We start from the raw sequence: 14685 nt of genomic DNA on the forward strand, positions 1-14685 counted from the left end.
CGACAATAAACGGTCGGGTTCCAAGCTCAGCAGATAGGTCGCATTCAGCTCCATGGCGTGGTAAAGTGGGCCGGAATCAATGCTTACTTTATGCAAATCAAAAGCTTGTGCTTTCAAAGTCATCGCTCCTTAGCTAAGATGAAAGTGTATATTTATCCACTACCTTAGCATTGCAGCCGCGGTATGTCAGTAGCTTAACCATACAATAGGTGGACAAATCCGAACTGAACCAAAGGAGGCAGTAACATGACCTATCTGAAAGTGAATGTAGATACTCCGATCCAACTGATCTCGGCAGGCGAGTTCGTTTCTGAGGTGTCATGGAAGCATATGAGCCGTTCCATTGAGAACTTTGAGCTGATCCTGGGTGTCCAAGAGACGGTATATATACAGGAGGAACAGGAGGATTTTGAAATAGGGGAAGGGGATATTCTATTGCTGTACCCCGGTCGTACGCACCAAGGATACCAGGAGTCTTTGCCGGGGGTTAAATTTTATTGGTTTCATTTTGATGTGCCGGCGACCCCGAATGTATTATCTAATGAGGAGATGAAGCAGGAAACAAGTGCTATGGATGGGCTTATGCAACGTCATGGCGTGCTAGGCGATATCTATTTGCCGCAAAGTGTACAGGCCGATAACGGGGATCGGATTCATATTATCGTCAATCAAATTTTACATGTCGCCAACTCGCATTATCTTACGTATCACAGTGCGAATTATTTGTTCACCTCACTGCTGATCGAAATCTCTGAGCTGGCTCTCAGTCGCCTGATCTCCAATCCCGTCCATTCACAAGGGAATGTGAGCATAAACAAGATTATCGAGTGGACTCGAATTCATGCTGAAGAACCGCTGACCGTGGTCGATCTGGCTCGTAAGTTCAATTACAACAAGGATTACATATCTCGTTTGTTCAAGCAAAATACAGGCATGCGTCCCTTGGAGTTCATTCACAGCATTCGAATCAACAAAGCTAAGGAATTGATTTCCCGTACAGATATGAGCATTAAGCAGGTGGCGGAGGAAGCGGGATACACGGACGAGAAGTATTTTATGCGATTGTTTAAAAAGAGCGTCCATATGACTCCTTCACAGTATCGGAATGCCTATCACAAAACATTTATGAACAATGTCTAGCTCATTTCCGCTTCACGGCAGGCATAGCCTATCAGACTATAATTTGATAATCTGATTTAGGAGAGTTTGAATGAGAGCAATCAATACATAATACTTTGATAAAAGGGGCGAGCCCAGATGCTACAACCACCATTAAGGGATGAACTGACTCGAATACTCGAAGAGCATTCACTTGATGAAGAATTAAAAAAAGAGATCGATCAGGAAGCTCAAGCGGCTATACAATTTCATCTAGAGCATGAGGAAAATTACGAGCGTGTTGGCAATAGCCGAATTGCGGGCTACCCGGATTTGCCACCCTCGATCGAGTGGCCGTGTGATTCAGATGGAGAATATTATACGTTTATTGCTCAAATCAATTTGGGTGAAATGCCTTTTTCCCCATACGAGGGATTGCCTCATCAGGGCATATTATACTTTTTCCTTGGGCTGGATGAGCCAGCTTATGATATTGACCATAAAGTCTTTTACTATAATGGTGACAGCAGCGCTTTGAAGAAAACCTTACCGCCGACCGGGAAGGTTGAAGTATGTGCCGAGAACAGGGGTTTCACCTCGTATGCTATTTCTTTTCAGCCGATCTTGACGCTGCCATCGGAGGGTGAGCTGGGAGATATTCTGCTAGATGAGCATGAAGAGCTGTATGAGCTTCTATATGAACATAGCGACACGGTGTGGGGGCAGCATCAGTCTTTTGCCGGGAACACTCGGCGCGATGCTTATCTGTGCCAAAACGGGCTAAAGGGCCTTCTGTTTAACTCGCATAAAAGTGAAGATCAGATCCTTAAGGAAGCCGAGCAAGCTACGCATAGGGGAAGTACGGAGTATGCGGAGCATTTGCGATCCGAAGTGCTGCCTCAGCTGCAAGAATACCAGGCGAACCGGGAAAAGCACGATCTAGCTTCGGAAAATTGGCATGTTCTGCTCTCGGTATCTTCTTTGGATGAGGTTGGTATGTGCTGGTGGGACGCAGGGTATTTGGAATTTTTTATTGATCAAAGAGATCTGCAAAATCTCGATTTCACGCGCACGTATGTTAATCTGGCTACAAGCTAGCCGGGTGAATAAAAGCCCTTCCGGCTTTCCATCAGGGAAGCTACGGAAGGGCTTTTATTACATATACTTATCTATACGGTGATTTTATTTATATCCGCTGCACGGTAAACTCGAACTCCAGCTTTTGATCGGCCGGAATTTGATATTCCTCATGCACCGGGGCGCCCCAGCTGTCGTCGCCGCCTACGCCCATTTGCTTGCCAGCTACGGTGACAACGGTGTAATACACATTGGGCAGCTCATACAGATGGGCTGCACTTTCCAGCTCAAACGCTGTATACGGTGAAATATTGCATTCCACTGGTGCGGTGGCAGGTGCGGTAATGCGAATACCTCGCCGGGAATCGTCGGTAATATCGACACGGCGCACGCCTGTACGGTTGCCGGATTCCTGTGGCACGACATACCCGGACACGTTATCCGTAGCCTTGTTGCGGAATACGCCGAGTCTTGCGCCGAAGGCCCGGTCGATGTAATTCTCCTCTGGTCCCATCGCATACCAGTCCAGATGGCGATAGTCTGCCGGAACTTTGAACGAAAGGGCAAAGATCGGCAGGTTAGGCAGCCCTGGCACCCCTTCATAGGTGGATTTTACGTTCAGACTGCCGTCGGCCAAAACAGTGTAGGCTACCGTTACCTGTACGTCAGCATGAATGCTTAGGGTGTAGCGGAACGTAATGGTCACACGGTCTGTCTGCTCTTCCGTAACCTCGATGCCCACGCATTTACGTGTCAGACTTGCAGCGAACCAGCCACCGGCTTCAAAGCCCAGTGCAGTTCCCCGATCATTGTCTGTGGTTGCTCGCCAGAACAACGGGGCAGGAGGCGTAGCAATCATCTCACGCCCAGCGTAGCGAAGTGAAGTCAGGCTGCCTGCTCCTTTGGAGAACATGATGGTGAAATCCGTGCCGTGAACGCCGATATTGACATCGCCATGCACCACTCGCAGGGCTTTACCTATTGGGGCTTTCAGCGGATTTGGATCTTCCACAATGAAAATATGCTGTCCGAAGGCTACTTCATGCCCAGCCTCAGCCCAGAGTGTCGCTTCCTTTAATACAAGCGCCGTGTGAATGACATATTCTCCGGGCTTCCCGTCTGTACTTGGGAACGTGAGTGGAACATAGGCGTCGGTCTGAGCCGCTACATCCACAGGACCCACATTTCGTACGATTTCTTGACCCTCATGCAGCAGGCTGTATACCAGCTCGTATTCTCCCGTACCCTCGAACAGGTTCTCGTTGCGAATGGTTACGCCGCCCTGATCCGGGGTAAGCTTCAGATTTTGATACAGGAATTTGACCTCCTGCATCTTCGGTGAAACCTTCCGGTCTGCATAGACAATCCCGTCCGTGCAGAATCCATAGTCTGTTGGACGGTCGTCAAAATCGCCGCCGATTGCCAGGTACTCGCGTCCGTAGCGATCTTTTTTCATAACCGCCTGATCAATATAATCCCAAATGAAACCGCCCTGATACAGCTCGTATTTGTTCTCCAGCTCGGTATACTTGTGCATGCCGCCTACGGAGTTGCCCATCGCATGCATGTATTCGCAACTGATATACGGCTTTTGTGGATTATCGTTCAAATATTGCTCGATGTCTGCCGGTTTGGCGTACATGCGGCTCTCCATATCGCTGATATCATCGTACGTACGATTGTGAAACACACCTTCGTAGTGCACCAGTCGAGTCGGATCGGTGGATCGGAAATAGTTGGCGACATTGCGCAGCACTTCACCTGCATACGACTCATTTCCGCAGGACCAGATCAGAATGGATGCATGGTTTTTGTCCCGCTCCAGCATGGAAATAGCGCGATCCATAACGATATCCTGCCACTCAGGCAGATTGGCGGGAATATTCCACGAAGGCTCGACTGCGCCGAGCTTTTGCCACGAACCGTGTGTTTCCAGGTTCATTTCGTCAATCACGTATATTCCGTACTGATCGCACAGCTCATACCACAGCGTCTGATTCGGATAATGAGAGGTACGTACAGCATTCATATTGTTCTGCTTGAGTGTCCGAATATCCCACAGCATATCTTCACGGGAAATCGCACGTCCGGTACGAGCGTTAAATTCATGGCGGTTTACACCTTTAAAGACGATGCGTTTGCCGTTCAGATGCATGACCTTGTTCACCATCTCGAATTTGCGAAAGCCGACCTTTTGTGGAATCACCTCGACGAGTGTTCCATCAGCATCATAAATTTGAATGTACAACGTATACAAATAAGGCTTTTCCGCGCTCCAGCGCTCTACTTGCTCCAAGGTTGCTGACAGCGAAGCGGTGCCATCTGTAAAGTCAGCTTTTAAAGAAGCTACGATATGACCAGCGGCATCCTTCACATCGACAGTTGTATGGGCTGTTGCTGGTTGTTCCAAAGTTAGTTTCAATTCCAGCAGACCCTGCGTGTAGGTAGCATCCAGATCGGCCTTGGCATGCAGGTCACGTACATGGACAGTAGGAATCGTGTACAGATATACATCTCTGAAAATGCCGGAAAAACGCCAGAAATCCTGATCTTCCAGCCAAGCTCCCGTGCTTCTTTGATATACCTCTACTGCCAGCTTATTTTGGCCAGCTTGCAGGTAGGGGGTTAGCTCAAAGTCAGACGGTGTAAAGCTGTCCTCGCTATAGCCGACAAATTGCCCGTTCAGCCATACATAGAAGGCTGACTCGACGCCTTGAAAAGAAATGAACACAGGCTGCGTGTCAGAAACCATGTTTTCGGGCAAAACAAAGCTTTTGATATAGCTGCCGACCGGATTGTGGTCTTGTGGAATATGAGGCGGGCGAACATCCGAATGTCCGTCCCATGGGTACATCGTATTGGCGTACTGCATTTGGCCGTAGCCTTGCGTCTGAATATGACCCGGCACCTGAATATCGCTCCAGCCGCCATGCTCAAAGTCAGGGGCATAGAACTCTGCTGGGCGAGTGGCTGGGTTCGTCGTATAGTTGAACTTCCAGCTCCCATTCAGGCTGTGGCGCCAGGCCATATCGGCCTGGCGCTCTGCTTCCTGAAGCGTAGCGTAATATTTGTGATCGGAATAGGCTGGCAAACGATTTACCGCGAACTTGGTCACATCGGTGAGCCAGTCCAAACTAGGGGTATGAATGGTCAAGGCGAACACTCCTTATTTTTAAAATTGAATGAAGGCCGTACATAGCAATCTGTTATTTTACCGAGCCTACCATACCAGCGACAAAGTGCTTCTGCATCAGGAAGAATACCAGTGCAGTCGGCAGTGTGGACAGGACGATGGCGATCATGATCACGCCGTAGTCTGGCGAATAGCTGGAGCCAAGGTTCGAGATCAACAGCGGGATGGTTTGATTTTCCGGCGTTTGCAGTACAATCAGAGGCCAGAGATAGTTGTTCCAGCTGGACATGAACGTAATGATCGCGGCAGCGGCGTAGGTTGTTTTCATCGTAGGCATATACACCCGGAAGAACAGACCCAGCTCGGATAATCCATCCATACGACCTGCTTCCAGTAGATCCTTGGGAAACATCTTGGTGCTTTGGCGGAAAAAGAAGATCAGGAACGCCGTAGTTACGGTCGGAATTACGACCGAAGAGAGCGTGTCAATGCCGATCCACGGTATGACATTAGAAATGCTGCCGAACATCCGGTAAAGCGGGATCATGATGGCCGCAAACGGAATCATCATCGACATCAGCAGGATATTGAAGACCACGTCTTTCGCTTTGCTTCTGTAAATTTCAAAGCCATAGCCAGCCAGTGATGCGATGAGCATAGCCAGCAACGTCGTTGAAATGGAAACCTTTGCAGAATTGCTCAGTGCTGTAACGATGTCTACTTGTTCTAGCAGATTGTGCATGTTATCCATCAGATGGGAGCCTGGCAGCAGTCTGCCTTTCGTCACATCAACCGACAGATTCGTGGAGCTGGATATCATCCACAGGAACGGAAAAATCGAAACGAATGACACAAGAATCAGAAAGGCGTACGTAAATACTCCTTTTGTTTTCATCATTTTTTCTCACCTGCCACTTTAAACTGGATAATCGACAAGATAATGATCATAATGACGATGGAATAAGATACGGTCGCCGCATAACCAAAGTCGGATGAATACTTGAAGGACAAATTATAAATATATTGCGAAATAGAAGATGTCGCGTTACCTGGACCACCTTTGGTAATATTCATAATTTCATCGAAGAGCTGGAGTGTACCAATCGTCGATGTAATCGAGGTGAACAGGATAATTGGCTTAAGCAATGGAACGGTAATACTGAAAAACTGCCGAATCGGGGAAGCTCCGTCAATACGGGCTGCTTCGTAGATAGAACTATCAATGTTCTGAAGACCTGACAGGTAAAAGATCATGTTGTACCCGGTCCAGCGCCATGTGATCGCAATAATAATCGTTACCTTGGCCCAGAAGGGATCTGTAATCCATTGGATTGGCGTGCCAATCACGTGCAGATTCAGCAATAAGGAGTTTACCAAGCCGTCGGCCGAGAACAGATACTTGAAAACAACCGAATAGGCTACAAGAGATGTGATACACGGCAAGAAGATGGCGGTGCGGAAAAAGCCTTTGAATTTGAGGTTTTTATCATTCAACAATACGGAAATAAACAGAGCCAAAATGACCATTAAAGGTACTTGGAAAATTAAGTAGATAAACGTGTTCTTCACGGCGGTGATGAACATTTTGTCGGTGAACAGACGCTTGTAGTTATCAATGCCGTTAAAGCTCAGATTAGAACCTGTACCCGTCTTAAAGGATAAGATGAGCGCCTGGATCATCGGATAGAAATAAAAAGCGGCAATCATGATTACTGCGATGGATATGAACAACCATCCTGTCATACCTGCTTTAAGACGTGTTGTAGTCATTTTGGGCGCGGCTGTCTTCATACCATGTCAACTCCCTATGCAGCAATAAAACCTTGAACTCGCAAGCCCAAGGTTTTAAGTGCTTATCGTTTTATTGTTTAGCCTTGGCTAGATGGACTGTCTTATTTAAGCTGTGCTTCCGCTTGTCCTTGAGCGTCCTTCAGAACTGTGTCTACATCTTTTCCGTTCAGATAGTTTTGAATTTCAACGGTCATGATGTCCTCAATGGCATACGTGTGCAGGCCATAGTTGACTTTTGGAACTTGTTTAGTCCAATCAGCAAACTTCTTGTATACTTTGTCGCCACCGAAGTAAGCATCTTCCACGTCGTAAGCTTTACCGCTGGAAGCTGCGTTCAATGAACCGACAATTCCGATTTTGCTCAGCATATCTTGATACAGCTCCGGATCGGAACCGAATGTTTCTTTCAGGAAATCAGCAGCGGTATCTTGACCGTCCGAGTTGAGGACATACCAGGAGCTGCCGCCGAGGCTGGAAGCATTCACGGATTCAGGTATATTTTTCAGTTTAGGGAAAGGAACAACAGCCCATTTACCGGATTGCGAAGCTTCAGCCTTAATCGAAGGTGTAATCCAGTTACCTGTAGGTACGGAAGCAACTGCACCGCTGTTGAACGCGGCCAGGAACTGACTCCAGTCGGCATTCATTTTAACAATGTTGGCGTCAAACAAGGCTTTGTACGTCAAGAGCGCTTCTTTTAGAGCTGGGTTGCCAGCCAGGTTTGGTGTTTTGCCGTCTTCTTTCAGGTACCAAGAACCTGCGGATTGGATCATACCACGGATCAGACCGAGGTCATTCGGATCTTGAGTCAGCATATCTTTGCCTGTTTTTTGTTTTACAGCTTTACCGATTTCAATAAACTTGTCCCAATCAATATTGGTCAAGTCTTCCACTTTGTAGCCGGCTTGTTCCAGATAATCTGTTCTTACATACAATCCCATAACGCCAGAGTCGAAAGGAACTCCGTACTGCTTGCCGTTGAAGCTGGTCGGTCCGATTTTATAATCAGCGAAGTCGGAGGCTTTGATCGAGCTGCTCATATCATGAAATGAGTCGGGATAAGCCTGCAGGAAGTTCTGTGCACGGTAATCCTCGATCAGGACTACGTTCGGCAATCCTTTGGTAGAACCGGAGTTGAGGCCGGCATTCATTTTTTGTACGATGTCGTTTTGAGCATATTCAACAATGTTTACGGTTACATCGGGATGTTTGGCAACATAGCGATCTTTTGCCAGCTTCAGGGCTGCGATATTAAAGTTCGGGTCCCAAGCCCAGACTGTAATTTCTTTCTTGCCTGAATCTGTAGTCGTAGCTGCTTTTTCAGAATTGCTGGAGCATGCGGAGAGCAAGATCAAGCTTGCAATCAGCAGAAGGAAAGACATTTTTTTCATTTTATTCAACCCCTACTCTTTTTTTTATATGTGGCTAACCATGATGTAAAACTTCTATTGAAAGCGGTTACCTTGTTTATGAATTTAGTTTATCATCCTTGCTTTGCTGGCAGTTAGGAATATCTTTATACAGATTGGTCTTATTATTATGATTTATCCAAAAAGGTACCGCTTACATTTGTACTTTCTTTAGGTTTAGGTATTTTTTATAGACTGAACTAAAGTTGTTCACGAAGCGCCACTGCGCGACCGGATGGTGTTTCCCATCGCGTACAGAATTATTCCGCCCACTCCGTTTTTGTTTCACCTTCTTCTTTGTTTAGTTCAGCCTATATTTTTTATGAGGTAGGAGGGGCGGGTTTTATGATCAGTGGCAGGGTCATTCTAACTTTGGTGCCCTCGCCCTTCTTACTGGAGATGGTCACCCCATATTCTTCTCCATACAGCAGGGTAATGCGATTGTGTACATTCTGGATGCCGATGCCCGTAAATAGTTGGCGTTTGCTCTTAGGATTCGGCAGTCCGTCTTGCGCTGTATGCCCATCCAAATCCATACCGTCTCCATCGTCAACTACCTCACAGATCAAGGTATCCTCCGTTTTGGACACCAAAATGTAGATGTTCCCTGTATTTTTCTCATTAAATGCATGAAAAAAAGAGTTTTCGATAAAAGGCTGGATGATGAGCTTGGGCACATGATACTCCAGACAATCGGGTGATACAAAATAATTCACTTGTACCCGCTGCCCGTAACGCACATGATTAATAAATACATAATTTTGCATGTTGGCCATTTCCTGCTCGATAGTGATCGTTTCGCTCACATTGCTGATGGTATTTTGCAGCAGGGAAATGAGTGCATTAATCGTCTCGGCGGCGGTTTCCTTGTTTCCCTTGAGCACTAGCATTTTGATGGAAGCCAATGTATTGTACAGAAAATGTGGATTGATCTGTCGTTGTAGTGCAGCAAGTTCTGCATTGCGTTGGCCTTTTTGCGTTTCTAAAAGCTTACGAATATAATCATTTAGTTCATCGAGCATATAGTTGTAAGCATGACTTAATTGTCTGACCTCGTAGCTGCCTGTGACCGGGATATAATTATCAAAATTTTTCTCGCGTATCGTCGACATTTGCTTGACCAGCCGAGTTAGTGAACGGATCAGGCGGCGGGAAATGAGGAAAACAATCACCAAAGCAATCAGTACAATGGCGATGCAGATCCATACCACAGATTTAACGTCAATAATTTGTCCAATCGCAGTTTGTCTATCGATCATGTTCACCAGATAAAAATCAAATGAAGGAATATAGTTGGAAAGGACAATACTCTCCTTATTCATCACGTCCGCATTAATATAGTTCAGTTCCTGTTCATTGATTTTGGTGGCATAGCCCAGCAGCTCACTAGAGCGTTGTCCGATCAGGTCCTGGCGGTTGCTGGATACAATCAATCCCGTCTTGTCCAAGATCAGCACATCATTCCCGTTACTCGTGAAATTGTTATAAAAACGCCGGAATTCCGGCTCTCGGATAGCGATGTAGATCATACCGTACATGGTGCCGCTCGTTCGCTCCATAAATACTTTGGATGCGATAATATAGGGAGTTGGCTTCTGTGCAGTGCTACTCATTTGTCGATGAAACAACTCCGTATCCATCTGGTACATAAGCTGGGCAGGTCGTGCCACGCTTCGGGCTGTAATGGCACTGCTTTTAAGCTGTTCCGCACTTACAGGCCAATAGGACGAATCGGAGTAAAAGCTCCGTCCATTCATGCCTGTTACAGTGACACCAACATCATAAGCATCGACGTTCGATTTGATTTGCTTCATTTGCTGTGCCATACCAAAGTAAATTCTTGCTGAATTAATCGAGTCAGATTGACCGCCAGTCAAATAGTTTTTGACGGTTCCATTTTCCGAAGCGTGGGTTACAGCATTCACGATAGAGTCATTGAAGGATTCAAAGCTGGACTGAATCTGGCTAAGCACCTTGGCATTCGTAATACTGAATGTTTCAGCGAAGAGTTGTTCAGACATTCGAATCGTCACCAAAGAGGTCAGCAAGGACACCGCCGTGATGCTGACCACCATAACAATAAAGATTTTGAAGAACAGACCTTGATATTTGATCTTGTGAATATATCTTTTCATATGCTATCTATCTCTTTTCTGCTCGCAGATATGCGCTTGCTCTCTAATGGAGATGCTCACGGCGGTACTGGCTGGGCGAGTCCCCCTTCAGTTTCTTGAACACTTTAGTAAAATAGCTGGGGTCCGAATAACCTACTGTGCTGCTAATATCTGAAATGGGCATCGTACCTGATCGCAGTAATTCAGCAGCCTTTTCAACTCGGATTTTGTTCAGATACTCACTAAACCCCTCTGTATGATGTGCCGTAAAATAACTGGACAAATAAGAGGGATTGAAATGGAAATATTGCCCGAGTGTCGTCAAATTGAGTGTTTCAGCATGATGTTCTTCGATATACTCCAGCAGTTTTTTCATGCCTGCACTACTTGCTTGCTGTGTTTTGGCCATGATCTGCCTGTTCGCTTCCTCCAAAAAGGCCCCCAGCAGCCGCACGGCTTCATGTACATGAGGAGCATCATTAATTTTTTTGAAATAGGAATATTTGGCCGCATCCAGTTCCTTCATATCATACCCCTGATTCCCGAGCAAAATCGTAATGTTGAACACGATGTTTCCGAGCAGTGACTTGAATTCAAAGGCGGTAGAGGAATAGTTGCGAGACATGGCGGCTACATAGGATCTTAAATCCTGAAAAGCTGTCTCAAAATGCTCGCGCTTCATCTCTTCCGTAAACTGTTTTAAATTAAACGAACTGTTCACCTGAACAGGCTGAGGGAGTTCATCTTCTATGAGCAGTGCTGTCTCCGGGAAATAAAAGCGGTAGCTTAGCAGCTTCGGCAGTTCATCCTGATAGACATTGCTAATTTGATTAAAATCATCAAATAAATGACTGACCGCCCAGCCTGTCTGTGAATCAATCTGCTTCGTATCTTGAGCCAATTCTCTAACTGCAGCCATCCAGGAGTCTACTTCCCACGGCTCCAGATTGGCTAAAAAAACAGCCGCATACACATCAGATGGCAGTTGTCGCAGAACCACGTGTTCACAGGCAGAGGCTACTCGATCTGTAAGCTTGGAAAATAGGTTCGAAGCAGAGGTAGTGGTAGAGCGCACTGTATTCTGCTGTGCCGACTGTTCTATACCTATGAGCGCAAAACGGGTATAAGGAAATGCTTGCTTCAGCAGCTCGGCGTCATAATCTATGCTATAGCCGGAGATCAATTTTTCAATCACATGGTCTATCGTAATTTGATTACCACCAGCATCTTCCTGATACTGAATGGATGGAATTTTGCGGGCCGTTCGCTGGAGCACCTGAAGCAGCTCATCTGTGTCCAGCTTGGGCTTCAAAATATAGTCAGCCACACCTTGCTGAAAGGTGGAGCGCACGTAGTTAAACTCGCCGTAGCTGCTGAGCACAATGACTTCGATATCTGGATAGCTCTGTCTGACGATGCGTGTCAGCTCTTCGCCGTCCATGATCGGCATTACGATATCTGTAATGACAATATGAGGACGCAAGGCTTCAATCAGCTCCAGGGCTTCTTTCCCGTTAGAGGCTTCACCAACAATTCGAAATCCGTATTGTTCCCACGACAAATGATGTTTGATCCCTTGTCGTACCAATATCTCATCATCTACAATCAAAATGTTGCATAGCTCATTCATGGCAGCACTCTCCATAATTAAATCTATTCAAAAAAGACGCCATTAAGGCGAGGGCCTGATCGTCTGACAGACACACTTGATAACGCTTCCAACTTTAACTAAAATCTAAAGCATATAATCTTTACATGCTAACATAAACGACACGGCGATTCCAAAGATAATTTAGTTCCAATGGCATATAAAAGACCAAAAAAGGCTGCCGAGAAGATCTCGACAGCCTGGACAACCGGGATTTTATACAGTACCCCAGGTCCGATCTCCTGCCAAATATTTTTCAGTCAAAATAGACAGCAGTTGAATGCCAACCTCGTTATGTCCGCCCTCAGGCAGGATCAGGTCGGCGTATTTCTTGGAAGGCTCAATAAATGCTTCGTGCATTGGCTTAACCGTCGTCAAATAGTGATCATGGATCGAATGGATGGTGCGCCCACGTTCCTCAATATCACGAAGAACTCGACGGAGAATGCGAACATCAGGATCCGTATCCACAAATACCTTAATATCAAGCAGGCTGCGGAGCTTTTCGTCTGACAGTACGTGCAGACCTTCCAACATAACGATATGATTGGGCAGAAGCTCTACCGTCTCGTCCGTGGAGCGGGCATGAACCGTAAAGTCATATACGGGCGCTTGAGTCGCTTGTCCTTTTTTCAGACATTGGAGATGCTCAATCAGCAAGTCGTTGTCAAAGGCAAACGGATGATCATAGTTGACCAAAGCACGTTCGTCATAACTCAGATGTGAATGGTCTTTATAGTAGTTATCCTGAGATATGAAAGTCACTTTATTAGATCCCAGACGCTCAACGACGGCGCGTGCGACCGTCGATTTACCGGAACCTGTACCGCCGGCAATACCAATAATTAGCATGGCGTTTCACTTACCCTTCCCTAAATGTATCCCGATACAACTCAAGTATTGTAGCACAATGCACGCTTTTTTTCATCAATGTTGCACGTTGTATTTCTTCCATTTCCGGATCTTGGCCCTGAATGTTTTGAACGGTGCTACGGAATTGATATGAATCCATCTCGCCATAGGCCAATTTGGATTAGTCCCTGTCCACTTGTGAATGCCCTGGGTGAACAGCTCCTCATGACTGAGTGTGTCCACCCAATCCAGCCATCCGAGCTGGTAGGCAATCATTTCGGCAGGTGTTTTATCTACTTCGGCTATTCGAGTATCCTTGAGGGATTCGTCGATCTCTTGGAACTCATTGTCGAAAAGTAAGTAAGACGCATGAATGGCTTCTTTTAACTCCAATTTGGAAGCGTAGTCGTAACTGGACATCTAATCGCTCCTTAACATGATATGGGTGATACTAACTCCTTTATATGTACCATTCTCAATATGACAACCGTATGTCTTATTTAAAAATAAAAATATTGAGCCCGCATTGTGCGGGCTCATACCTGGCATTTACAATTGATTTGCACAGAGAGAATGCACCGTTACTTGGCGCAGAACGGTGTAGATGGTGTTTAAAGATTTTATTTCATGTCTCGCCAGTTTTGGATATTTTCTTCCCAAATATATTTATATTTTTCGACAATATCTTTAGCTGTCTTTGGTTTTTGTCCAGTCAATAATTCAATTGCATTAGACTCGACGTTTAAAAGACCTTCTTTAATGCTAGCATCAGTTGTCATGAGATCTTCGCCACAGAATGGAACAGGTGATTGAGAGAAATCTCCTGTAATTTCTTTGGGAATGTGTAACTTTTTCAAGTATTCATAATATTGCTCTGGATTGACAGGAATGTACTCAAGATCTTTACAAGAAATTTCTTTAATTAGGTTACAAAGATCTCTTACAGAAACAGACTCTGACCCTACAATGTTATAAGCCTTGTTGTCTTCGCCTTTTCCAAGGAGAGCTGCGGCTGCGGCTCTTGCACAGTCATCTTTGTGAACTAAAGTGGCTCGGCCTTCACCAGCAGTGCTTAACCATTTATTATCAGACATTAGTGCTAACATAGGATACATGGTCAGATAGTTCTCTAGATATAAATTATTTCTCATTGCATTATAGGCAATACCTGTTGACTTTAAGTAATTTTCAGTCGCTGTATGGTCTGGAGTTACAAAAACGTGAGCATATTTTGGATCCGTTGCACCGATAAAAGAACTATATGTGATGTGAGAGATTCCTGCTTTAATTGCCGTATCAATCGCATTTTTGTGTTGTTGTACTCTTTTGCCTACTTCAAGACCCGAGACAATATAAATACGATCACCATTTTTGAATGCTCGTTCCATTGATGGAATGTCATCATAATTAATTTCAAAGATTTTTACTCCTGCATTTTCCCAACGTTGAACCCTAGCTTTGGGGATTCTATCTTTTTTCATGCAAGTGAAAGTTAGATTGTGACCATCTACTTCATCAAGAACAGTTTCTGCTACGCGACTTGCTAATTGACCATCTACTCCT

Annotated in this window: 11 protein-coding genes; 2 read left to right on the forward strand and 9 right to left on the reverse strand. The window is 45.6% G+C overall.

What is annotated here, in order from left to right; all coding sequences use genetic code 11:
• Positions 1 to 246: 246 nt before the first annotated feature.
• Together AC5V8P_RS15230 and AC5V8P_RS15235 are read left to right on the forward strand one after the other, a co-directional pair.
• A complete protein-coding gene (locus AC5V8P_RS15230) occupies positions 247 to 1140 on the forward strand; it encodes an AraC family transcriptional regulator (protein ID WP_064795599.1) in 894 nt (297 codons plus the stop codon).
• 117 nt (positions 1141 to 1257) lie between these two features.
• Positions 1258 to 2196, forward strand: a complete 939-nt coding sequence (locus AC5V8P_RS15235; protein ID WP_064795600.1) for a YwqG family protein — start codon at positions 1258 to 1260, stop codon at positions 2194 to 2196.
• A gap of 88 nt (positions 2197 to 2284) precedes the next feature.
• Here the strand turns inward: AC5V8P_RS15235 and lacZ are convergent, their stop codons facing one another.
• The 9 genes from lacZ to AC5V8P_RS15280 all read right to left on the reverse strand — a co-directional run.
• Entirely contained in the window at positions 2285 to 5329 is a 3045-nt protein-coding gene (gene lacZ, locus AC5V8P_RS15240) for a beta-galactosidase, LacZ type (RefSeq protein ID WP_064795601.1), read from the reverse strand.
• A 52-nt stretch (positions 5330 to 5381) separates the two neighbouring features.
• A complete protein-coding gene (locus AC5V8P_RS15245; RefSeq protein ID WP_064795602.1) occupies positions 5382 to 6206 on the reverse strand; it encodes a carbohydrate ABC transporter permease in 825 nt (274 codons plus the stop codon).
• Positions 6203 to 7099 carry a carbohydrate ABC transporter permease gene (locus tag AC5V8P_RS15250; RefSeq protein ID WP_016820161.1) on the reverse strand — a complete coding sequence of 299 codons (897 nt, stop codon included), beginning with the start codon at positions 7097 to 7099 and terminating at the stop codon, positions 6203 to 6205. The genes AC5V8P_RS15245 and AC5V8P_RS15250 overlap by 4 nt, the downstream gene beginning before the upstream one ends.
• Before the next feature lie 101 nt (positions 7100 to 7200).
• On the reverse strand, positions 7201 to 8490 hold the full coding sequence (locus AC5V8P_RS15255) for an ABC transporter substrate-binding protein (protein WP_064795603.1): 1290 nt from the start codon (positions 8488 to 8490) through the stop codon (positions 7201 to 7203).
• Positions 8491 to 8828: 338 nt separating this feature from the next.
• Positions 8829 to 10643: a cache domain-containing sensor histidine kinase gene (locus AC5V8P_RS15260; protein WP_064795604.1), complete on the reverse strand. Its 1815-nt coding sequence runs from the start codon at positions 10641 to 10643 to the stop codon at positions 8829 to 8831.
• A 43-nt stretch (positions 10644 to 10686) separates the two neighbouring features.
• Positions 10687 to 12252 carry a response regulator transcription factor gene (locus AC5V8P_RS15265; RefSeq protein WP_064795605.1) on the reverse strand — a complete coding sequence of 522 codons (1566 nt, stop codon included), beginning with the start codon at positions 12250 to 12252 and terminating at the stop codon, positions 10687 to 10689.
• Between the two features lie 234 nt (positions 12253 to 12486).
• A complete protein-coding gene (udk, locus tag AC5V8P_RS15270; RefSeq protein WP_013368919.1) occupies positions 12487 to 13122 on the reverse strand; it encodes a uridine kinase in 636 nt (211 codons plus the stop codon).
• Positions 13123 to 13197: 75 nt separating this feature from the next.
• A complete protein-coding gene (locus AC5V8P_RS15275; RefSeq protein ID WP_063206744.1) occupies positions 13198 to 13542 on the reverse strand; it encodes a ClbS/DfsB family four-helix bundle protein in 345 nt (114 codons plus the stop codon).
• Between the two features lie 200 nt (positions 13543 to 13742).
• The coding region (locus tag AC5V8P_RS15280) for an NmrA family NAD(P)-binding protein (protein ID WP_495473708.1) at positions 13743 to 14685 on the reverse strand (943 nt) is incomplete at its 5' end.

This window comes from Paenibacillus sp. N119s (genome assembly GCF_059447605.1).

Bases quoted from the DNA above. Each gene is read 5' to 3' on its own strand.
- AC5V8P_RS15235 (WP_064795600.1), top strand. From the start codon at position 1,258: ATGCTACAACCACCATTAAGGGATGAACTGACTCGAATACTCGAAGAG.
- AC5V8P_RS15275 (WP_063206744.1), bottom strand. From the start codon at position 13,542: ATGTCCAGTTACGACTACGCTTCCAAATTGGAGTTAAAAGAAGCCATT.
- AC5V8P_RS15250 (WP_016820161.1), bottom strand. From the start codon at position 7,099: ATGAAGACAGCCGCGCCCAAAATGACTACAACACGTCTTAAAGCAGGT.
- AC5V8P_RS15260 (WP_064795604.1), bottom strand. From the start codon at position 10,643: ATGAAAAGATATATTCACAAGATCAAATATCAAGGTCTGTTCTTCAAA.
- udk (WP_013368919.1), bottom strand. From the start codon at position 13,122: ATGCTAATTATTGGTATTGCCGGCGGTACAGGTTCCGGTAAATCGACG.
- AC5V8P_RS15255 (WP_064795603.1), bottom strand. From the start codon at position 8,490: ATGAAAAAAATGTCTTTCCTTCTGCTGATTGCAAGCTTGATCTTGCTC.
- AC5V8P_RS15230 (WP_064795599.1), top strand. From the start codon at position 247: ATGACCTATCTGAAAGTGAATGTAGATACTCCGATCCAACTGATCTCG.
- AC5V8P_RS15265 (WP_064795605.1), bottom strand. From the start codon at position 12,252: ATGAATGAGCTATGCAACATTTTGATTGTAGATGATGAGATATTGGTA.
- AC5V8P_RS15245 (WP_064795602.1), bottom strand. From the start codon at position 6,206: ATGATGAAAACAAAAGGAGTATTTACGTACGCCTTTCTGATTCTTGTG.